Origin of the sequence: Flavihumibacter sp. ZG627 (assembly GCF_000814325.1) — a bacterium.
GTDB lineage: Bacteria > Bacteroidota > Bacteroidia > Chitinophagales > Chitinophagaceae > Flavihumibacter.
Window position 1 is genome coordinate 73108 of the sequence record NZ_JPHF01000010.1, and the last position, 22562, is coordinate 95669.

A 22562-nucleotide genomic window follows, 5' to 3' on the forward strand; every position below is an offset into this window, starting at 1 on the left:
TCCGTTTTGTGGTGTGTGAAAAGAAGGCCGAAAATTCAAAAAAATCCTGACCCCACCAAAATAATCCTCTGAAAACACCATCCCGTCAAAGTTTAGCGGCTGCGAATTGAATAATTATTTATTTTACGCCCTTCTTAACAGCTTCAATAAAACAAATCACACTAACTGTATGAGCTTATTCAGAAAAAAATCTCTTACTCAACTGCTGGCCACGGCTGATTCGGAAAAAGGGTTGAAACGAACACTAGGAGCTACTAACCTGGTAGCCCTTGGAATAGGCGCCATTATTGGCGCCGGTTTGTTTGTACGAACTGCTGCTGCCGCCGGACAAGCTGCGGGGCCCGCAGTTACCATCTCCTTTATCATAGCCGCGATCGGTTGTGCTTTTGCCGGACTTTGCTACGCTGAATTTGCAGCGATGATCCCTATTGCAGGAAGTGCCTATGCATATTCATATGTTACCATGGGAGAACTTGTTGCATGGATAATAGGCTGGGCCCTCATCATGGAATATGCCCTTGGTGCCGCTACTGTATCCATTGCCTGGAGCGAATACCTCAATACTTTGCTAGGGGGGCGAATACCATATGAATGGAGCCACTCGCCTTTCGAAAGTTTTACTGATGCCTCCGGCGTTTTGCACCAGGGCATATTAAATGCACCTGCCCTGGTGATCCTGGTTTTACTCACACTCCTTCTTATAAAGGGTACACAGGAATCGGCCATGGTGAATGCTATTATCGTATTCATCAAAGTTGCTATCGTTTTAATTTTTATTGTTGTGGGATGGAGCTTTATTAATCCTGACAACCATACGCCCTATATGATTCCGGAAGGTACTGCTGCCTTTAAAGACCAGGCTGGTAAAACTATTGCAGATTATTCCGGTGTATTCAGGCATGGATGGGGAGGTGTACTGGGAGGAGCAGCCATTGTATTCTTCGCCTTCATTGGATTCGATGCAGTAAGTACTGCCGCCCAGGAAGCTAAAAACCCGGCGCGTGATATGCCTATCGGTATCCTTGGATCACTCGCGGTTTGTACCATATTATATATTTTATTCGGACATGTGTTGACGGGTGTTGCGCCATGGACTGACTTTGTTGACCCGGTTAAAGGGCGCGAAGCATCTGTAGCCTATGCCATCTCCACTTACATGACCGGTTATGGATGGCTTGCAACCGCCGTTACGGTTGCCATCCTTGCAGGTTTCTCATCGGTTATACTTGTGATGCTGATGGGCCAGAGCCGTATCTTTTATACCATGAGTGGTGATGGATTGATCCCAAAAGTTTTTGGCGACCTGCATCCAAAATATAAAACACCATACAAAGCCAACTGGATCCTTTTGATCTTTGTTGGTGCCTTTGCGGCCTTTGTTCCAGGGCATGTGGCCGGAGATCTTACCAGTTTCGGAACCCTTTTCGCTTTTGTACTGGTGAGTGCCGGCGTTTGGATCCTGCGTAAATCAGAACCAAATATCAAACGGCCATTCAAAACCCCATGGGTTCCATTGGTTCCCATCCTCGGTGTACTGGTATGTAGTGCAATGATCTTTGCACTCGATAAACAAACACTAACAGTTGCAATGATCTGGATGGTACTCGGATTGGTTGTTTACTTTACATATAGCAAGAGAAATAGCAAACTCAAAGAACCCGGTCACCATCCGGGTGAAATACTTCCCAAAGCATCAGATTTTGAATAATCCCTAAGGCTTTTGCCCGAAAAGCGTCCCACTCTTTTGAGGCCGGGACGCTTTTTTTGTGTTACCACCCCGAAAAGCTAAATTTGCCACCCAATTACAAACCACAATCTATATATGGGCAGGATATTCGAAGTACGTAAAGCCACCATGTTTGCCAGGTGGGACAGGATGGCCAAGCAATTCACACGGATTGGAAAAGAGATCGCTATTGCCGTTAAAGCAGGCGGACCTGATCCTGATGTGAATCCTGCACTCCGGCGTTGTATGCAGAACGCGAAGGCAGTGAACATGCCAAAGGACCGTGTGGAAGCCGCTATCAAGCGGGCCCAGGGTAAGGACATGGAAAACTATGAGGAGATACTATATGAGGGTTATGGCCCCCATGGTGTGGCAATATTAGTGGAAACAGCAACCGACAATCATGTTCGTACTGTTGCCAATGTGAAGTCAATTTTCAATAAGGGGAACGGTGCGCTGGGAAACAGTGGAAGTGTGAGTTTCCAGTTCAAAAAAATGGGGGTATTCAAATTGAAACCCGAGGGGTTGAATGCCGAGGATATGGAATTGGAACTTATAGATTTCGGACTTGAAGAACTGGGTGACGGTACAGGCGAAAATGGTGAGAATGTTTTAGTGGTACGTTGCGCCTTCACTGATTTCGGATTGATGCAAAAGGCACTGGAAGATAAAGGACTCACTCCAGTATCTGCAGAGGTGGAATGGATCCCGCAGAACACGGTTGAATTAAATGAAGAGCAGGCACAGGATGTTTTGAAACTGGTCGACAAACTGGAACAGGATGAAGACGTTCAGAAAGTTTTCCATAACCTGGTCTGATATATTTATTTTTCATTTCTTGATAAACCTGCTTTCAGAGGCAGGTTTTTTTATTGTCCATATTCAACAATAACGCTAACTTGTATATGTATTTCGTGCATGTGCAACCGCCATTATCCGCACCCGCTTCCGCCCCACTAATTCCGCACCGGCAACCAAAGATTCCAATCACCCTTAATCTTTGTATATGCTAGTAAAAGACCATCAAGTTTGTTGCAAGGCAGAGACCGACCGGCAAACAAATAATTTAACCTTAAGATATTTAAGGCCCATCCTTAATAATTGTTGCTGGGTTATGCTGGCAATGATCCTGTTATTATTAATGCCAATACAGAGTCACTCCCAAACTCCCGGGCAACAGGTGTATATCGGTGTTACCTTTTATAAAGTAAATCCAGGCAAGTCAGAGGCATACACAAATCTGGTCAGGAGCCATGCCCATCGTGTTGTAGAGCAATCAGTCAGAAATGGCGATCTTCTGGGATGGTATTTTTACCAGGTACTGATGTCGCCTGAAATGGAAAACAAATATGATTACGTAGTTGTTACGGTTTCATCCAAATTCAATGATCTGGTAGATAACCCGGTATCAATGAAAGATCGTTATGCAAAAGCTATTTCAGGAGCCAGGGAAATGAACTGGGAAAGCTATAACAGCAAGTTGCTTGAGTTCCGCTCGATAGTTAAATATGAAGTATATGCACATCGTGCAGGTATTGATCCAAAAACACCTGTGAGCAAATATGTACAGATCGATTACATGAAGCCCCTGCCAGGAAAAACGGCGGAATATATAAAAACCGAAAGAGAAATCTTTTATCCTATCCACCAGGAAAGAATAAAATTAGGAGCGCTTACTGACTGGGGATTGTATGAGAAGATTCTTCCTTTTACTGCCAATTCTGAAAACGATTTTGTAACAGCTAATTTCTTTGAAAATCTGAAATCACTTCTTGATCCAAAATATGAAGAAGCATTCAATTATATACCAAACAATTCCAACTACATTATTATGAGTGAAAGAGTTGACCAGGTGCGGAAAATGGTAAGGAGTGATATCTGGAAATTAATTGACCACGTTGACCAGAGTACGATTAAATAATTCTCCCGTTATACTATATGATGGGGTCTGTAACCTTTGTAACAGTTCCGTGCAGTTTGTGATCAGGAATGATCCGGCTGCACGGTTCCGCTTTGCATCCTTACAATCATCTTATGGACGTAAACTGTTACAGGAATATTCAGTTGAGAATAAATTACCGGGCTCATTTATCCTTTATGAAGAAGGGAAAATCTATACCCGTTCAACCGCCGCGCTTAAAACGCTATACCGCTTAAGGGGTTGGGGATGGACGAAAATATTATTGTACGTACCCTCCTTCCTCCGGAATTTTGTTTACGACCTGATTGCAAAAAACAGGTACAGGTGGTTTGGAAAAAAGGAAAGTTGCTGGCTTCCCTCGCCGAATCTCCAGGAACGGTTTATCGATTGGAGCGATCAAGGTATATAGCCGGTAGACTCCAATGGTATCGAATCGCCATCATCCTTATTGCGAAGATGATGGCTATACAAAATATATTTACCAGAGCCTGGTCAATGCCGATCCAGGAAAGCAGGTAATAACTTATGCCGCCCAGAATGCAGGCGGAGGCATAAATCTCTTTGTGAAAAAGCAGGGGAACATTATTCAAAATAACATCGCGAAGCACTCCACCAAAGCATCCCGTAAATATTCCGAGTGAAATACAAATACCAGGAGGGTACCCGTGCAAAATACCTTTCTCGATACCAACGATGGTGAATAGTCCAAGTCCCAGGGCATCAAAAGCCTCGAGAAGGGGATCAAATTTCCTGAGCAATGATCCAAAAAACATGGCCGATACAGCCGCTGCGATGATTATCCCAATGGTAATATTATTAGAAAGCCAGGCAACCGGCAGATCACCTATCAAAATATCCCTCACCGAACCACCACCAATTGCAGGAACAAAGGCCATGATTATAACACCAAATGGATCAAGCTTTTTTTCCATTGCAGCAAATGCACCTGATAAGGCAAATGCAAATGTGCCAATCAGATCAATAATGGTTAAGAAGTTGAGTTCCATATGGTGAAGATCTATTCGGCCATCATTTCCAGAACTATATCTACAACATCTTCTGTATTGGGTTTGCTGAAATAATCACCATCACTCGCATACGCTGGTCGATGAGCCTTTGCCGATAAAGTACGGGGTGCAACATCCAGCCAGCGATATCCACCCTGCTCTTCCATTACCTTATTGTACATGTATGAAGCAGCGCCACCGGGAACATCTTCATCCACAAAAAGTATTCTGCTGGTTTTTTTCAACGATTCTAGTATAAGGTGATTGATATCGAAAGGTAATAATGTCTGCACATCAACTACTTCACATTGAATACCCGAAGAAGCTAATAAAATTGCTGCCTCCTGAACAATCCTGAGTGTGGAGCCATATGACACAATCGTGATATCTGTACCTTTTCTTACCACTTCCGGTATGCCTAGCGGTACTGTATAACCGAGAAGATCATCGGGAAGTTTTTCTTTCAGCCGGTAGCCATTCAAGCATTCGATAACAATGCCCGGATCATTTCCTTTAAGTAATGTATTGTACATACCAACCGCCTGTACCATATTGCGTGGTACGCATACCCACATGCCACGAAGTGAATTTATGATCATACCCATCGGAGATCCGCTGTGCCAGATACCTTCCAGGCGGTGACCACGGGTTCTTACAATAAGCGGGCAACTCATTTTCCCGGCTGTGCGATAATGTGTGGTGGCAACATCATCGCTCAATGGTTGAAGTCCATACAACAGGTAATCTACATATTGTATCTCGGCTATGGGACGGAGTCCACGGAGGGCAGCACCAATTCCCTGTCCCATTATTGTGAGCTCTCTTATGCCTGTATCTGAAATACGAAATTCACCATGCTTTGCCTGCAATCCGGCAAAACCCTGGTTCACATCACCTATATAACCCACATCTTCACCAAATGCTAGCACCTTTGGATTGGTGGCGAAAAGCTTGTCGAAATATCTGTTCAGGATCTCATAACCATTAAGCAGAGGCGCATCATCAACATAGGTTGCCGCGCGGGCCTCCACATGTAATGTTCCTTTAGAACCTTCATTGTACAAATAGGTACTGTAGAGCGCTTCGTTTTCTTTCTTAAGCTGCTTATAATATTCCTGCATCTCATTTGCACCCGAATGCCTGCCCGCCAGGCCCAGAAGCCTGTGCAGTGTCAGCATTATATCCCTTCTGGTAGGTTCTTTCTCCATAGTGAGTTTCTGAACCAATTGTTGCATTGCTGTTGACTGTACAGGCAGTTGCTTAATAACTGAAGCAGCCAGTTCAGTAGTTCGGTTCACCTGTTCACGGATTGGTTGCTGGTAGGCTAACCATGCCTTGTTGCGGCAATCACGTACAAATTCCTTTGCCTTTAATTCAATATCGTTTAACTCTTCCTCACTACTGAGTGTGTTCTCGAGTATCCATTCTTTAAATTTTTTGATGCAATCGAAGGACCGCTCCCATTCAAGGCGCTCAGGACTTTTATAGCGCTCATGGCTACCCGAGGTGGAATGGCCCTGAGGCTGGGTGATCTCTTCAATATGAAAAATCGCCGGAATATGTGTGTCCCTTATTTTCTGAATGGCAGGTTCCATCAACTCAATCATACTCGCATAATCCCATCCCTTAAGTTTATAAATATCAATTCCATTTGTTCCTTCCCGCTGTTGAAAGCCTTTCAGTACCTCAGAAATAGAGCCTTTTGTAGTTTGTAATTTCTTTGGTACGGAAATTCCATAACCGTCATCCCACACGAAAATGGCAAGCGGAATCTGCATTACCCCGGCAGCATTAACAGCTTCCCAGAAATGCCCTTCCGATGTGGAAGCATCGCCGATAGTGCAAAAGCAAATTTCATTGCCGTTGTCTGAAAGTTCCGGGAAAGCCTTCAATGAATCCACTTTACGGAAAACCTTGGATGCAAATGCCAGCCCCAACGCACGCGGCATCTGCCCTGCCGTGGGGGCTATATCACTGGAAATGTTTTTCTGTCTGGAAAGATTCACCCAGTCGCCCTCCTCATTTGTATTGGGCGTACAAAAGTGGGAATTCATCTGCCTGCCCGCACTATGGGGATCCAGGTTAACGTCGGGATTAGCATAGAGCTGGGCAAAAAACTGTTCGATGGTAGCAAGCTTACTTGCGAAAACAAAAGTCTGGTCGCGATAATATCCCGCCCGCCAATCTCCGTTTCGGAAAAATTTAGCGGTAGCTATCTGGGCTATTTCTTTACCATCACCAAAAATCCCAAACTTGGCTTTGCCGGTAAGAACTTCCTTGCGGCCCATAAGGCTGGCTTCGCGGCTCTCACAGGCCATTTGGTAATCACGGAGTACTTCATCGCGGAAGCGATCGAAGCTTAACTTTTCAGAATCCAGCAATTCGTTTTCCATGAGATTTTCCATCGAACAAAACTAAGAGAAATTGGCCGGAAGCGAACAATCGTTAGTCGGTTTTCCCTCATAGATACCTAACGGGTAGATAAATTGTTATTAATTAATTCCTTAGAAATAAATATTTAATGTTTTGCCAAAAAAATATTAATTGGGTTGGTCACTGGACAAAGTCAATCACAATTATTAAATTTGTTATGGCAGAACACCTGAGTAAATGAAAAGAGTTGCATTCCTGATAGCCCTGACCCTGAGTTTATCTGTTTCCTATGGACAGGTAACTGATGCCGCAAAGGCCCCGGAGGTAATCAGCATTGCCAGTTCTCATGATTTTGGATCTATACGGCATGGCAGGCCTGTAACCTATACTTTTGAATTTATCAATACTGGCAAAGAAGCACTTAAAATAGAAAATGTTTCGGCTAGTTGTGGATGTACAACTCCGGTATGGTCGAAAGACCTGGTAGCGCCCGGGGCAAAAAGCAGCATAACGGTTGGCTATAATGCGGCTTCGGAAGGGCCTTTTGAAAAATCTGTGACCATCTTTTACAACTCCGGGAAAACAAAAACCATCTATGTTAAGGGTGAAGTAGGTAAACCTATGCCTTCAGTACCTGTTAATACATCTGTACAATTATTAAAACAAACAAACAATAAAGATTAAATCGATCAATTATGAAAAAAATAGCGCTTACTCTTTTTGCGGTTATTATCAGTGCGGCCATTTTCGCGCAGGCAAAGAGTGCTGAAGAATTGGTAAAGTTTGCCCAGACCAAACACAATTTTGGCAAGATCAAACAAGGAGTACCTGTTAACTACAACTTTGAATTTACCAATGTATCATCTCAGCCGGTAGTTATTCAGAAGGCATCTGCGAGTTGTGGCTGTACCACCCCAACCTGGCCTCAGCAGCCTGTAGCTGGTGGTAAAACGAACAAGATCACAGCTGGTTTCAATGCTGCTGCTCCTGGTCCGTTTGACAAAACTGTGTTTGTAACTGTGGCGGGCGTTGACAAACCTGTTGAACTCCGCATCAGCGGTGAGGTTTTGAAAGCGGAGGACTACGCAAAGTTTGAAGCTGAAAAAGATAAAAAAGGGAGCAAATAATTTCTTCCACCAGATACTCAAGAGGCCGTCTCAGTAAATTGAGACGGCCTCTCTCTATTTTATACCACTGATTATGGGTAAGAGCGCCCCCCCGATTTGAAAATGTATCCGTACTCAGGAGGTAAAAAATAGGGACCAGATGGGGACCAGATGGGGACCAGAAGTATGGCTGTTGCTAGGGTGGCGGGTAGAGATGAGATAGCAGCTAGTCCGGGTAAACATATATGCATCATAAGAAGTTCCGAAGGATATCAACACAACTGAGGGCACCGTATCGGGATCGTGACGGCACCATTAAGCCAATTTTATTTACATTGGAGCATAAAATCATGATCATGGATATCAAACCTTTTTTCCAATACCTCGATTCCTTAATGGTTAAACCAAATCAAAAGGTCTCCCTTAAAAAAGATTTCGAAACGGACTATGATCATAAAATTTTCAGCAAAGAGGAAGGCGCTGAACTGTTGCAGGCAGGTATTGAAAACCTGGCCAAAATGCAGGATAAATTATATGCCCATAACCGCCATAGTATTCTGATTGTTTTGCAGGCAATGGATGCTGCCGGAAAAGACAGTGCAATTAAACATGTTATGTCTGGCCTGAACCCCCAGGGCGTTAAAGTGCACAGTTTCAAAACGCCTTCCCGCGACGAACTTGACCATGACTTCCTCTGGAGGCATTATAAAGTACTTCCCCCGAGAGGTGAAATAGGAATTTTCAACCGTTCACATTATGAAAACGTACTTGTAACAAGGGTACATCCTGAATATATTCTCAATGAGAATCTGCCCGGTATTAATTCAGTGGAAGATATCAATGATGAATTCTGGGAAAGAAGATTTAAACAGATCAACCGTTTTGAAAAGAACCTCACGCAGAATGGCACGATAGTACTTAAATTCTTTCTCCATGTTTCTAAAAAAGAACAAAAGAAGCGATTCCTGGAAAGAATTGATGACCCGGAAAAGAACTGGAAATTTGCTTCTGCCGATGTTGAAGAAAGAGCACATTGGGAAGATTATATGAATGCATATAGCGCCATGCTGGGTGCAACCTCAAAAGATAATGCACCCTGGTATGTTTTGCCTGCAGATGATAAGTGGTTCACCCGCCTTTGCCTGGCAGCGATCATTTCGCGTGAGTTTGATAAAATTGACCCAGCATACCCTGTGATCAGCGAAACGGAGAGAGTGAAACTGCAGGCAATGCGGGAAAAACTCATGAGCGAAATTGATAAGAACGGAAACGTGAATGGAAATGATTGAGGTGGGCCCTTTATCTTTGCGCCATGTTAGTGATTAGCAAACGCGGTTCAGCAATGCCGCCATCTCCTATCCGCAAACTTGTTCCTTATGCGGAAACTGCCAAGAAAAAAGGCATACGAGTTTATCATCTGAATATCGGTCAGCCCGATATTGAAACGCCTCCCGAAATGATGGAAGCTGTGAGGCATGCAGATTTTAAGGTTTTGGAATACAGTCATAGTGCGGGCAATGAGAGCTATCGACGTAAGTTGGTAGAGTATTACAGAACGGCGGGCATAAGAGTGAATCATAACCAGATCATAATCACTACGGGAGGGTCTGAAGCAATACTATTCGGTTTTATGGCTTGTCTTGATCCGGGTGATGAGATCATCATTCCTGAGCCATTCTATGCTAACTATAATGGTTTCGCCGTTGCCGCTGGCGTGGTTGTAAAACCTATCCCATCCTTTATTGAAAACGGGTTTGCCCTTCCTGCTATGGAAGAATTCGAAAAGGCAATCGGCCCTCGTACCAAAGCCATCATGGTATGTAATCCAAATAATCCAACAGGTTATTTATATAGCAGGGAAGAACTCGAAATTCTAAAACAAATTATCCTTAATCATAATCTTTTTCTTTTTGCCGACGAGGCTTATCGTGAGTTCTGCTATAGTGGAGAACATTTCAGCGCCATGCGACTGGAAGGAGTGGATGATCATATCGTGTTAATGGACACGATCTCCAAACGATATAGTGCATGCGGGGCTCGTATTGGTGCCTTTGTTACACGGAATCAGGAATTACTTGATGCTGCTATGAAATTTGCCCAGGCGAGGTTGAGTCCGCCAGGACTGGCACAAATTGCTGCAGAAGCTGCCATTGATTTACCTCCCCATTATTTTGACGGAACCAAAGCAGAATACATGCGCAGGCGCGATGCGCTGGTCTCAAGATTGAACGCAATGACAGGAGTTTTTTGTCCAAACCCAGGCGGTGCATTCTATGCAATCGCACAGCTACCCATTGATGATGCCGACAAATTCTGCCAATGGTTATTAGAGAGCTTTTCCTGGAATGGTCAAACCGTTATGCTGGCGCCTGCGACCGGATTTTATGGGACACCGGGATTGGGAAAAAACCAGGTTCGACTGGCATATGTATTAAAAGTAGAAGAGATCCATGCAGCTATGGACTGCCTGGAAAAAGCGCTACAGGAATACACTACCATCTGACATCCGTCCTGACATATGTCAGACAGGTATTAGGAGATTTTTTTCATCATTTAGACCAGTTTCTATATTTTTGCGCTCCGTTTGGCGAGGTAGCTCAGCTGGTTAGAGCATCGGATTCATAACCCGAAGGTCGGCGGTTCAAGTCCGCTCCTCGCTACCAAGGCCGAAACCTGTTATCAAAAAGGTTTCGGCCATTCTTTTTAGTAAACCCCGAGAGAACATAAAGCAGCACGACAAGGCTTCCCAATAAAGGGACAGAAGGCTGGTGTTAATCCACCAATTCCTTATAAGATCCGCGCACTCTTAAAACACCAAGAACCAGTAAACAGAGATGGTAAAGCAGGTTCAGGGCAGAAAGCGGAAGTTTCTGTAAGCGAAACTCATTGCGAAAATGCGAGGGTATAGCAATACGCCGGAGAAACCCCACCGTCCCTTTTCTACTGGTATGGGCATTATTGATCATTCCAAAAACATTCTCCATGAAATATTCTGTACGCAATGCAGGATGTACTTCCCAATGAACCACTGTTTCAATGGATCCTTCCGGATAATATTCAAATTTATCATTCATCCGCACACAAAGATCTCCTTGTATTAGCGCCTTCCATTTGTTTCCTCTGCTGTTTGCAAAAAAACAATATGCTGACCAGTGTAGATATTATATATTCTGTTTCCTTTATAAGCCATAGATAAATACTTGGTACAAAATTCCGGAACTACTCCTCTTCCATTAAACCGCAGCAGGATGAAACGGCAGGAATATTGCATGAATTGTAAGTCAATCGTTTGCATAATCGCCGAGATAGAATATATTGATCAGTTAAAAGCCAGGTATGACCCCAAAAAAGGAAGCTTCGGCCGTTTGCGTAATTTTTGGTGCAAAAGGTGATCTGACCCGACGTAAACTAATTCCCGCTCTATACCATCTTTTCATTAACCAACACCTTCCCAAAACATTCAGGATTTTTTGTATTGATTATATATCTATTGAGCGGGACGTGTTCCTGGAAGAACTCCTATCAGGAGTTGTTGAATTTTCCAGGACAGGTCCGCCTGATATCAATTTATGGCAAACTTTTACAAGCAGGATCACCTATATAAGCGGTGATTTCCTGAAGGAGGATACTTATCTGGAATTGAAGAGAGTATTAGATAATGTTGACCTTCAAAACAAAAAGCGGGGTATCAGGATATTCTACTACGCCGTGGCTCCCCGCTTTATAGAAATACTCTCGGATTCTTTATATCGTTTTAAACTGGCAAACCAGGATAACTTAGATAGAATTATTATTGAGAAACCTTTTGGAACCGATCTGGAAACAGCAAAGAAACTCAACAGATTCCTTCGCAAACGGTTCACGGAGAAACAGCTTTACCGCATCGATCATTACCTGGGAAAAGAAACCGTACAGAATATCATGGCCTTCAGGTTCGCCAATTATGTTTTTGAGCCGCTATGGAATAATAAATATATTGACCATGTTGAGATCACTGTAGCGGAAAAAGTTACTGTAGGTAGCAGGGGAGGATATTATGATGGCAGTGGTGCATTGCGCGATATGGTTCAAAATCACCTGTTACAACTCTTATGTATAACCGCAATGGAATGCCCTGTTAAATATGAAGCGGAAACCATCAGGAATGCCAAAACTGCAGTGATCAAACAAGTGCGGCCCTTCACGCCTTCAGCAGTTTCAAAAAATGTTATACGTGGCCAGTACAAGGGTTACAGGAAAGAAGAACATGTACCCTCCCGTTCTTATACTGAAACCTTTGTTGCAGCGAGGTTATATATTGATAACGCACGTTGGAAAAATGTTCCCTTTTTCTTAAGAACCGGAAAAGGTATGCAAAGGCAATCCACAGTAATCATCATTCAATTCAAGGATAGTCCGAATAAGATATTTAAGGGTGATGTAGTACCAAACCGATTAACGATAAGTATCCAACCTGAGCTTGAGATCAGTCTTCTTTTTGAAAGCAAGGTTCCGGGATTACAAATGAAACTTAAGCCAGTAGAAATGGATTTTACCTATAAAGAGTCTCATGAAGAAGCAATACCTGAGGCTTATGAGGCATTGATTCTTGATGTATTAAAAGGAGATGCAACCCTGTTCATGCGGGGCGACCAGGTGGAAGCAGCCTGGAAACTGGTGATGCCTATTCTTGATACCTGGAAAAAACAACAGGGAAAAGATCTCAAATTTTATGAACAAAGCAGTTGGGGACCGCGTGCTGCAACAGAATTAATCAAACCCTATTCCAAAGACTGGAACCATTTACCCAATATTTAATACTTTAAACCAATTTTTGATCTCAACGGAAATTTGCTATTTTAATTAATCCCGCAACATCCAGGATAACAATTTTTCTGCCATTGGTGGTAATAAGTTCTGCTTCCTTAAATTCAGACAATACCCTCACAACATTTTCACGGGCACTACCAACCAGGTTAGAAAGATTTTCCCTTGACATAGATATTTCCACCGGTCCGTTCTTATTATTCATTGTTTTATACTTTTCCCTCAATACCACAAGTTGGAGGGCAGTTCTTTCACGAACGGAACTTTGACTGAAGAAAGTAATGTTATTGGCAAGAACAGCAAATTCATGACTCAAAGTTTTGAGTAAACGCTTGCTAAGTAAGGGAGAATAATCAATCGTTTTCAGGAAATCTTCCCTTGGAATAAATCCCACTACACTATCTTCAAGAAGCGCACAGGAATCAGGATAACGATCCTCCGCCAAAACAGCATGATATCCCAACAGTTCACCCTGGCTGGCAACATAAATGATTTGTTCCTGCCCCTCCTTATTGATCCGGTATTTCTTAGCCATCCCTTTACGGATAAAGAAGATACCAGTGGGATAAAATCCCTCCCTGAAAAGAATATCCCCCTTATTGTATTGAGCCTCAACCATATGTGCAGAGAGAAGTGACCATTCCTTTGGGGGAAGGTTCGAAATGATAGATCCGGACTGGAAATCCCAGCTTTGAACCGGAAATAAATGCCTGATACTCATTGACTAATTTCAAAAGTGATAATTATCAATCCTCGCAAAAAATGCAGGCCTTAACTTTATCAAATGTACCTGCAATCTTCCACAGATCGGGAAATAGATAAATGGTTCCAGTCAGACGCCACCTGTCATGAACTTTATCCCCAGGCTATCCGGGATATGGCAAGAAGACATTGGACACCATTACTGGTCGCTAAGAAAGCAAGTGGTTTCCTGGCAACAGAACCCGGGGCAAAAATACTTGATATCGGAAGCGGTGCAGGAAAGTTCTGCCTGGCCGCCGCTTTTTATCAACCCAAACTCCAGTTTACAGGTGTGGAACAAAGAGCATATCTTGTAGATTATGCCAATGCTGCCCTGAAGCAAACCGGACAGGATAATGTAAGTTTCATAAATGCTAATTTTACCCAGATCAACTTCCGGCAGTATGACCATTTTTATTTTTATAATTCGTTCTATGAGAATCTTGCATGTACCGAGAAGATCGATAAGGATGTAGAGCACTCTGTTGAACTGTTTGAATATTATAGTCATTACCTCTGCAAGCAATTGTATAATGTTCCCAAAGGAACAAGGCTTGTTACCTACCACAGTCTGGAAACTGAAATACCACCCGACTTTCATGTAGTGAATACGGATGTGAATGACTACCTGAAATGTTGGATCAAAATTTAAAACCTGACAATGCCAAAGCCGAGGAATCTTAATGAGTACAGGTGCAACCTGATAAACAAGATCCTTCTTAGCCGATCTGAGGAAGAAATCAGAAGATATATTGATGCAGCTCTAAAAAGCCTGCAATATCATAACGTACATGGTCATATTACCATGCGATTCATAGAAAAGCTTTTGCAGGAACTTGACAAAACACATGAAAGAGCACTTGACCCACAGGAATGCAGTAATATAAGATCCGCTGGCGAATATGTGAACCTGATGAAGATGACCCTTCTGCCGGTACAATAACCCGCGGGTAATATCTCCGATTATAATCTATACTTTATGTTCAGACCGAAATTGCTGGACACATTGCAGCAATACGACAGGCAGCAATTCAGCAAAGACCTAACAGCAGGCATCATTGTAGGCATAGTTGCCCTTCCACTGGCCATCGCCTTCGCCATTGCGTCGGGAGTATCACCGGAAAAAGGTATTATCACGGCCATTGTTGCCGGATTTATTATTTCGCTGCTCGGCGGAAGCAGGGTACAGATTGGCGGACCCACAGGAGCATTCATTGTAGTGGTATATGGAATCGTTGCACAATATGGAGTGAACGGCCTAATCATTGCCACTTTTATAGCTGGATTAATTTTACTGATAATGGGTTTCGCCAAAATGGGAACCCTCATTAAATATATTCCCTATCCGCTGATCACAGGTTTCACAACAGGTATAGCACTTATTATTTTCTCATCAGTGATCAAAGACTTTTTCGGTTTAGAGATGGGAGCTGTGCCGGCAGATTTTCTTACAAAATGGATGACCTACTCAAAAGCATTCTCAGCCATTAATATTTATGCTGTTGTTATTTCAATGCTCACCATCCTTATAATAATTTACTGGCCTAAGATAACCTACAAGATTCCCGGATCACTCGTAGCCATCATTATCACAACAGCAGCCACTTCTTTTTTATCATTTCCGACTGATACAATTGGCAGTCGTTTTGGAAATATTTCATTTTCATTGCCTGCACCGGGGTTGCCTCTTATTGAGTGGGCAACTATTCAAAATCTGATACGTCCTGCTTTCACCATTGCATTGCTGGGGGCAATTGAGTCATTGCTTTCTGCGGTTGTTGCTGATGGTATGACGGGTGGCAACCATCGCAGTAATACTGAACTCATTGCCCAGGGAGGTGGTAATATCCTTTCCGCACTCTTCGGGGGGATACCGGCCACAGGAGCAATTGCACGCACAGCAACAAATGTCAAGAATGGCGGCCGTACTCCGGTTGCCGGCATGATACACTCCCTTACACTATTGATCATTGTTCTTTTCGTTGGCAGGTGGGCTGCATTGATACCCATGGCTACACTTGCGGGTATACTTGTAACGGTAGCTTACAATATGAGTGAATGGAAAAACTTTTTATCAATTGCGCGGGGATCCAAAAGCGATGCGATTGTATTGATCACAACCTTTCTGCTCACGGTGTTGGTTGACCTAACAGTAGCAATAGAAATCGGAATGGTACTGGCAGCATTTCTATTCATGCGGAAAATGACACAGTTCAGTTCAGTGGCATCTATTACCAATGATTTTGTTCAATTGAACCATGGTGATGAAACGGCAAAAACCGACGCGTTTCAGTTGCCTAAGGGAGTGGAATTATTTGAGATCAACGGTCCTCTTTTTTTTGGTGCTGCCTATAAATTCAAAGACGCAATCAGGGTTATTGAGAATCCTCCCCTTGCATTGATCATCAGGATGCGAAACGTTCCTATCATAGATGCCACAGGTATTAATATTCTTAAAGATGTTCACAAGTCGGCCAGCAGCAGGGGAACAAAACTGATTCTTGCGGAAGTTCACAGTGAACAGGTTATGAAGGAATTAAGGCAATCAAGGTTGGTTTTTCTTATTGGGAAAGCAAATATTCTGCCCACTGTTGAGGCGGCCATCAGGAGATACCAGCAATGGAGGTCATAAGTCATATTGCTTTATAATACCAAGTTTATTTACTAATATATTTAGCATATAGTGTACCTTTACAGCCCAACTAAACGGGCCAGATGTATCTCAACTGCAAAACATATTTCAGCCTTCGTTATGGCACATTTTCCACGGAAGAATTAGTAAACACCGCTGTGGAAATGGGAATTACCACTATGGCTATCACCAATATAAATAACAGCGCTGATGCATGGGATTTCTATAACTTTTGCATCAACAATAACATAAAACCCATACTGGGCGCAGAAATCAGAAATCAAAATAAGGTCTGTTATATATTACTGGCATCCAATATCCAAGGGGTTGAAAACATAAACGCCTTTCTGTCCTATTACCTTCAGACAGGTCTCCCCTTTCCGGAAGACGCAGAAGATTCTCCTTTTCTGGGGGTTAGCTCCGGCTTATTCATCATCTACCCCCTTGCTCAAAAACCACCTGAAAAATTATGCCTTCATGAATATATTGGGATTAGTCCGCATCATATTACTAAATTATTTAGTTTCCCTCTTAAAGTTTTCAGTCATAAGCTGGTTGTTCTGCACCCGGTAAGTTTTCAGAGTAAGAAGCATTTTAATGCTCACCGTTTATTAAGGGCAATTGACAATAATGTACTGCTATCAAAATTGCAGGTGCATCAACAAGGCAGCATACAGGAGATGTTTATCAGCACAGCAGATCTTATGTCGGCTTTTTCAAAATATCCTTTTATCATTAGCAATACCCTTCGTCTCTGTGACGCCTGTAATATTGAAATGGAATTGCATACTGACAAGAACAAAAAAACATTCAGTGCAACAGCAGATGATGATCGCATTTTCCTGGCTAAGCTTGCCTATGACGGATGTATTAGTCGATATGGCACGCGTAATAAAAAAGCAAGGGAAAGAGTAGAAAAAGAACTTGCTATTATTGACCAGCTGGGGTTCAATGCATATTTCATTATTACATGGGATATAATACGTTACGCACAGAGCAAGGGATATTATTATGTTGGTCGGGGCAGTGGCGCCAATTCTATTGTTGCATATTGCCTTCAGATAACGGATGTGGATCCAATTGAACTGGACCTTTATTTTGAAAGATTTCTTAATCCATACCGAACCTCTCCACCCGATTTTGATATTGATTTTTCGTGGCTCGACAGAGATGATGTGATCGATTATGTATTTAAGCGTTACGGAAAAAAACAAGTTGCCCTGCTGGGTATGGTAACAACTTTTCAATACAATGCACTGGTAAGGGAATTGGGAAAAGTGTTTGGTCTTCCTAAAACTGAGATAGACCAACTGGCAGTGAAAGGTTACGCGAGGTCGCATTCTTTTTCAAACCGAAAGGCAGATGATTCTATACAGCAACTGATTCTTTTCTATGGGCAGCTCCTGGTAAATTTTCCCAACCACCTGAGTATACACCCCGGCGGCATGCTGATAAGCGAAGCATCTGTTTACCGGTACACTGCTGTGTATATGCCTCCAAAGGGTTTTCCTACAACACAAATTGACATGTTCATTGCAGAAAAGGTTGGATTATACAAATTAGATATCCTTAGTCAGCGTGGGCTCGGTCATATCAAAGAGACCCTCCGGCTGGTTCAGGAAAACCAACAGGTAAGTATTAATATCCATGAGATAGAAAAATTCAAAAAGGATCCTAAGGTAAAAAGCCAGATAAGAAACGTAGATACTATCGGATGCTTTTATATAGAGAGTCCGGCCATGCGCCAGTTACTCAGGAAACTGGAATGCGATGATTATATAACCCTTGTAGCCGCCAGTTCAATCATAAGACCTGGTGTATCGAGCAGCGGTATGATGAAGGCCTATATTGAAAGGTATCATAATCCAGATTGCTTTGAATACATACATCCCATCATGAAAGAATTACTGGAGGAGACCTATGGTGTAATGGTTTTCCAGGAAGACGTTATAAAGGTGGCCCATCATTTTGCCGGATTGGATATGGGAGAGGCTGATATCCTGCGACGGGCCATGAGTGGGAAGTACAGGGGTAATAAAGAAATGATGCGGATCCGTGAGAAGTTCTTTGAAAACTGTACTGAGCGTGGCTATCCGGATACTATCAGCAAAGAAGTATGGCGGCAGATAGAAAGCTTTGGAGGATATAGTTTTTCAAAGGCTCACTCTGCATCCTTTGCTGTTGAAAGTTACCAAAGCCTTTATTTGAAAACTTGGTATCCTAAAGAATTCATGGTAGCGGTGATCAATAATTTCGGAGGATTTTACAGCAGGGAACTATATTTCTATGAACTGCATAAAACAGGCGCCCATATTCATGCTCCCTGCATAAATAATAGCAACTGGCTTACCCATATCAGGGGCAATGATGTATATACGGGATTTATACATCTCAAATCGCTGGAACAATCCATAGCCGAACAATTGATACATGAACGGAATACGAATGGCCCCTATCTGCATTTGCAGGACCTGATTGACAGAACAAGTATCGGAAAAGAAAGCCTTAATATTCTTATTCGGATCGATGCCTTCCGCTTTACCGGTAAAACAAAAAAACAATTATTATGGGAAGCCAACATGCTCCGGGGCCATCAGAAACAAAAACAAATTGCCGGAACAAAACTATTCCAGGAAGCTCCGCTCCAATTCAGTTTACCACACCTGCCTACTTACCCACTTGAAACATTGTATGACCAGATGGAATTAATGGATTTCCCTTTACTCAATCCTTTTCCAATGGCAGATGCTGATCCTGCTCAGTATACAGCAGCCGGCATTATCCATTTGCATAAAGGCAAACAGGTAAGTATGCTGGGATACCTGATCACCTATAAACCCGTCCGTACAATCAAAGGGGAGACGATGTGTTTTGGAACATTCATTGATTCGAAACTGGATTGGATTGATACGATACATTTCCCTGATTGCCTGCAGCGATTCCCTTTAGTGGGACATGGATTCTATGAACTCACCGGAAAAGTGGTGGAGGATTTCGGTGTCTTTAATCTGGAAGTAAACCATATGCAGAAACTGGGACTCAGAAAAAGAAAATCAAATGCTGATCAAGAGTGAAAGACATATTGCCCATCTGGATCTTGATTCTTTTTTTGTATCTGTTGAATGTCTGAAAAATCCGGTACTGAAAGGCAAACCGCTAATTGTTGGCGGTTCCAGTGATCGTGGAGTTGTTGCAGCCTGCAGTTACGAGGCAAGGCGATTTGGGATTCATAGTGCCATGCCGATGAAGCTTGCCAGGCGCCTCTGTCCACAAGCAATGATCATTAGTGGTGATATGGAAGACTATAGCCGTTATTCAAAGCTTGTAACGGAGATTATTGCTGAAAAAGTACCGGTATTCGAGAAATCATCTATCGATGAATTTTATATTGATATGAGTGGCATGGATAAATATCATAGCTGCAGTTTATTCACTGCCGATCTGAAAAAGTCAATAGCAAAAGACAGTGGCTTACCCATCTCTTATGCGCTGGCCAGTAATAAACTGGTGAGCAAGGTTGCTACCAATGAAGTAAAACCAAATGGTCAACTGGAAATACCTTTTGGGAATGAGAAACTTTTCCTTGCCCCCCTTTCCATCAATAAGATTCCGGGTATCGGTAAGGAGACAGCACTTTTACTGGAAGGGATGGGGGTTGAAACAGTAAAAACATTAAGTGAGATCCCTTCCCTGATGATGCATAATCTTTTAGGAAAAAACGGGACCGAACTATGGCGGAGGGCAAATGGCATAGATGATTCACCGGTTATGCCTTACCGCGAGCAAAAATCCATTTCCACAGAACAGACATTCCAGGCAGATACTATAGATATTCATTTCCTTCATGCGCAACTAGTACGCATGACTGAGAGTATAGCATTTGAACTAAGAAAGCAGGGCAAATTGACTGGATCTGTTACTGTTAAATTGCGGTATGCTAATTTCGACACGGTAACAAAACAAAGCAGTATCCCCTATACAGGTGCAGATCATCTTCTGCTTCAAACTGCAAAAACCCTTTTTGAGCAACTCTATGACAGGCGTTTACTGGTGCGCCTTCTGGGCATCCGTTTCACACACCTGATACCGGGAAATTACCAGATAAGCCTTTTTGATGATACACAGGAAATGATCCGACTTTACCAGGCTATTGACAGCATTAAATTAAGATTTGGTGAGAGTAAACTAAAAAGGGCGCATGGTTTATAAAGAATTATTTGTTCTCCACCATACCTGCCGGTTCATCCACGCTATGCCTGCAAACAGAAAGAGAGCAGCAACCAGTAACATTTCATTGGTGTGTGGGATGGCAACAAAAAACATTGAACTGATTCCCTGTGCCATCAGTGTACCTTCCGTAAGTATAAAGCCTGTAATGAATGCCCATACTGAGGCAGGTATTTTCTGATTACCTGAAGGCAGGCAACCCTGTTTTATGAGCCATCCAATTTGAAAAAGCGACACAAAACCAAGTAATACAAGATGGAGATATCCGATAACCACAGGACGGTAAGCGAAAGCATATTTACTGAGTGATGGAAATACTGAAAGTGATTGCAACAGGAATTTTATAGCCAGAGCTAACAAAGACAATCCCCAGATGGTTTGAACTACCTTATCAGCAATATGATTGCGTGCATCGCGAACTAAAAGAAGGAGAAGTTGCCCAAATGCAAATAGTTGAACAATGGCAGCTGCTCCAGCTGTATAATACATCCAGGAAGGGAGACGCATCCATAAAGCAGAAAGAAAAAACGCCGGAATGCAGGCTAAGGCTAGAATCTGTAGGGGTCTTTTAAGCTTTTGCCTGTAAGCTGGAGAAACCCTGCTGAGAAAAAGTGCAGTAATGGAAAAGAAAAACCACCCGTTATATTGAAAATGCAGATAAAAATAAACTGCTCCAAAGTAAAGGGAAGGATTATCCACTTTATTGGCCATTAACCAGGCCAGGTAAAATGTTCCGACTGCCGAAAGAATAAGGAAAGCAAGTGACCATTTTGTATTGGACACAATTACCGGACATATATTTTCATCAGATATACTTTTCCATAGCCTTATGGCAAACCACCAGCTTACTAATACGGACAGGGTGGAAAAGAATATTGATACTGCCCCATATCCCTGGAAAGGAAAACTGAAGAGCATACCATAGGCTGTAATGGTATAGGCTATGAGAATGCGTTCATAACCTTTAGAATATTTTTCCGGGAGATTACCGATCATGGCTGCCATTAAAAACAGACTCACCCATCCGGCAAATGCAAAATGGGAATGAGCATGAAGCATATATTTATGGTTCAGCCAGGTAAGAGGGGTTAATATTTTAAGCCGAAGCAGCACCCCTGCTGTGGCTACCAATAAAAGATTGAACAAAGCTATCCTGCACCATTTCTTGCCGATTGGATTCATTCCTTATTTTTTTACAAAACAAAACATTCGCACCACTGCAGAAGATGATTTGAATCATTTTTAAAAGAAAACTTTGCCCCTTTGAATTTTAAGGGCACCCCTCTCATGGAGGTTACGGATGGTTCGGATAACTGTTTCCACCCTTAAACCAGTCATATCAGCTATCTGCTGACGAGTATATTGAAGTTTAACCAGTTTATCGCCTATACTAGTATTACGTTTGTAATATCTGAGAAGGTTTGAAATGCGTTGTTCAGGATTATTATAAGCGATTTCTTTCAGCGTAAGGAATTTAAATCTTAATCTTTCTACTAAAAGGCGGGTAAAATTAAAATGAATATCATAGCTGGAGCGGACCATCTGGTGAAAATGAGATTTGCACAAACGAAGGACAATTGAGTCTTCATCAGCAATTGCAGTAGCCGCATATGGCATCTCATCAAACAGTGGTAACTCCCCAAAACTTTCACCTTCTTCTATCATAACCTGGATAAACTCCCGACCATCTTCATTAATGTTTACCCACCGAACTCTCCCTTTTACGAGTTGGTAATAAAAACAGGACTGTCCACCTTCCATAAAGATGATATCGCCTTTATTGACTTTTTTATAAGCTGCGCCCCAGCTGAGAAGAATATCTTCTTCAACGGTTGGTTTTGCAATCGTCATATAAGGTTTTTTTTGTGACAAATTCAACTATAATTTAAGCAATAATATTGATAATCAATACTAATGAACATGACTCAGGTAAACAGTCCGGATGACCTGTATCATTATGCTCAATGAGTTTCATCAACTGGCACCCTTTATTGAAAGAATATGACCTTAATCATATTTACGC

The 22562-nt window shown here is 42.5% G+C and carries 21 protein-coding genes and 1 tRNA gene; 15 read left to right on the top strand and 7 right to left on the bottom strand.

The window, feature by feature from the left end:
* Positions 1–169: 169 nt before the first annotated feature.
* From HY58_RS16070 to HY58_RS16085, 4 genes are all read left to right on the top strand, one after another.
* Positions 170–1708, top strand: a complete 1539-nt coding sequence (locus HY58_RS16070; RefSeq protein ID WP_052324220.1) for an amino acid permease — start codon at positions 170–172, stop codon at positions 1706–1708.
* Positions 1709–1822: 114 nt separating this feature from the next.
* Positions 1823–2545 (top strand): YebC/PmpR family DNA-binding transcriptional regulator, encoded by a 723-nt coding sequence (locus tag HY58_RS16075; RefSeq protein ID WP_039134344.1) that lies wholly within the window; start codon positions 1823–1825, stop codon positions 2543–2545.
* Positions 2546–2840: 295 nt separating this feature from the next.
* On the top strand, positions 2841–3647 hold the full coding sequence (locus HY58_RS16080) for a hypothetical protein (protein ID WP_039134346.1): 807 nt from the start codon (positions 2841–2843) through the stop codon (positions 3645–3647).
* Positions 3625–4056 (top strand): thiol-disulfide oxidoreductase DCC family protein, encoded by a 432-nt coding sequence (locus HY58_RS16085; RefSeq protein WP_039134348.1) that lies wholly within the window; start codon positions 3625–3627, stop codon positions 4054–4056. The genes HY58_RS16080 and HY58_RS16085 overlap by 23 nt, the downstream gene beginning before the upstream one ends.
* Here HY58_RS16085 and HY58_RS16090 read toward each other — a convergent pair.
* Entirely contained in the window at positions 4028–4654 is a 627-nt protein-coding gene (locus HY58_RS16090) for a trimeric intracellular cation channel family protein (protein WP_039134351.1), read from the bottom strand. The genes HY58_RS16085 and HY58_RS16090 overlap by 29 nt on opposite strands.
* 11 nt (positions 4655–4665) lie before the next feature.
* On the bottom strand, positions 4666–7047 hold the full coding sequence (locus tag HY58_RS16095; protein WP_253271594.1) for a thiamine pyrophosphate-dependent enzyme: 2382 nt from the start codon (positions 7045–7047) through the stop codon (positions 4666–4668).
* Positions 7048–7426: 379 nt separating this feature from the next.
* On the opposite strand from HY58_RS16095, the gene HY58_RS20045 reads away from it, so the two are divergent.
* From HY58_RS20045 to HY58_RS16120, 5 genes are all read left to right on the top strand, one after another.
* Positions 7427–7711: a DUF1573 domain-containing protein gene (locus HY58_RS20045; protein WP_371197919.1), complete on the top strand. Its 285-nt coding sequence runs from the start codon at positions 7427–7429 to the stop codon at positions 7709–7711.
* Between the two features lie 11 nt (positions 7712–7722).
* Positions 7723–8154 carry a DUF1573 domain-containing protein gene (locus HY58_RS16105; protein WP_039134357.1) on the top strand — a complete coding sequence of 144 codons (432 nt, stop codon included), beginning with the start codon at positions 7723–7725 and terminating at the stop codon, positions 8152–8154.
* A 335-nt stretch (positions 8155–8489) separates the two neighbouring features.
* On the top strand, positions 8490–9422 hold the full coding sequence (locus tag HY58_RS16110) for a polyphosphate kinase 2 family protein (protein WP_156123726.1): 933 nt from the start codon (positions 8490–8492) through the stop codon (positions 9420–9422).
* Positions 9423–9445: 23 nt separating this feature from the next.
* The gene (locus HY58_RS16115; RefSeq protein ID WP_039134360.1) at positions 9446–10636 is read left to right on the top strand and encodes a pyridoxal phosphate-dependent aminotransferase; all 1191 of its coding nucleotides are present in this window, start codon (positions 9446–9448) and stop codon (positions 10634–10636) included.
* Between the two features lie 83 nt (positions 10637–10719).
* Positions 10720–10796: transfer RNA gene (locus tag HY58_RS16120), tRNA-Met, on the top strand.
* A gap of 108 nt (positions 10797–10904) precedes the next feature.
* Here the strand turns inward: HY58_RS16120 and HY58_RS16125 are convergent.
* The gene (locus tag HY58_RS16125; protein ID WP_039134363.1) at positions 10905–11207 is read right to left on the bottom strand and encodes a hypothetical protein; all 303 of its coding nucleotides are present in this window, start codon (positions 11205–11207) and stop codon (positions 10905–10907) included.
* A 23-nt stretch (positions 11208–11230) separates the two neighbouring features.
* Entirely contained in the window at positions 11231–11428 is a 198-nt protein-coding gene (locus tag HY58_RS16130; RefSeq protein ID WP_039134366.1) for a hypothetical protein, read from the bottom strand.
* A gap of 41 nt (positions 11429–11469) precedes the next feature.
* On the opposite strand from HY58_RS16130, the gene zwf reads away from it, so the two are divergent.
* A complete protein-coding gene (gene zwf, locus HY58_RS16135) occupies positions 11470–12930 on the top strand; it encodes a glucose-6-phosphate dehydrogenase (protein ID WP_039134367.1) in 1461 nt (486 codons plus the stop codon).
* Between the two features lie 22 nt (positions 12931–12952).
* Here the strand turns inward: zwf and HY58_RS16140 are convergent, their stop codons facing one another.
* A complete protein-coding gene (locus tag HY58_RS16140) occupies positions 12953–13660 on the bottom strand; it encodes a Crp/Fnr family transcriptional regulator (RefSeq protein WP_039134369.1) in 708 nt (235 codons plus the stop codon).
* Between the two features lie 63 nt (positions 13661–13723).
* On the opposite strand from HY58_RS16140, the gene HY58_RS16145 reads away from it, so the two are divergent.
* The 5 genes from HY58_RS16145 to dinB all read left to right on the top strand — a co-directional run bounded on the left by HY58_RS16145 (position 13724) and on the right by dinB (position 20521).
* Complete coding sequence (locus tag HY58_RS16145) at positions 13724–14332, top strand: class I SAM-dependent methyltransferase (protein WP_039134372.1); 609 nt, start codon at positions 13724–13726, stop codon at positions 14330–14332.
* A 9-nt stretch (positions 14333–14341) separates the two neighbouring features.
* On the top strand, positions 14342–14623 hold the full coding sequence (locus tag HY58_RS16150; protein ID WP_039134375.1) for a hypothetical protein: 282 nt from the start codon (positions 14342–14344) through the stop codon (positions 14621–14623).
* Positions 14624–14659: 36 nt separating this feature from the next.
* On the top strand, positions 14660–16312 hold the full coding sequence (locus HY58_RS16155) for a SulP family inorganic anion transporter (RefSeq protein WP_039134377.1): 1653 nt from the start codon (positions 14660–14662) through the stop codon (positions 16310–16312).
* Between the two features lie 83 nt (positions 16313–16395).
* The gene (locus HY58_RS16160) at positions 16396–19386 is read left to right on the top strand and encodes a DNA polymerase III subunit alpha (RefSeq protein WP_039134379.1); all 2991 of its coding nucleotides are present in this window, start codon (positions 16396–16398) and stop codon (positions 19384–19386) included.
* Positions 19370–20521: a DNA polymerase IV gene (gene dinB, locus HY58_RS16165; RefSeq protein WP_039134382.1), complete on the top strand. Its 1152-nt coding sequence runs from the start codon at positions 19370–19372 to the stop codon at positions 20519–20521. Before HY58_RS16160 ends, dinB begins: the two co-directional genes overlap by 17 nt.
* Here dinB and HY58_RS16170 read toward each other — a convergent pair.
* Complete coding sequence (locus HY58_RS16170) at positions 20516–21721, bottom strand: hypothetical protein (protein ID WP_039134384.1); 1206 nt, start codon at positions 21719–21721, stop codon at positions 20516–20518. The two genes, dinB and HY58_RS16170, sit on opposite strands and share 6 nt — an antisense overlap.
* Before the next feature lie 60 nt (positions 21722–21781).
* Positions 21782–22390 (bottom strand): Crp/Fnr family transcriptional regulator, encoded by a 609-nt coding sequence (locus HY58_RS16175; RefSeq protein ID WP_039134387.1) that lies wholly within the window; start codon positions 22388–22390, stop codon positions 21782–21784.
* Positions 22391–22562: the final 172 nt, after the last annotated feature.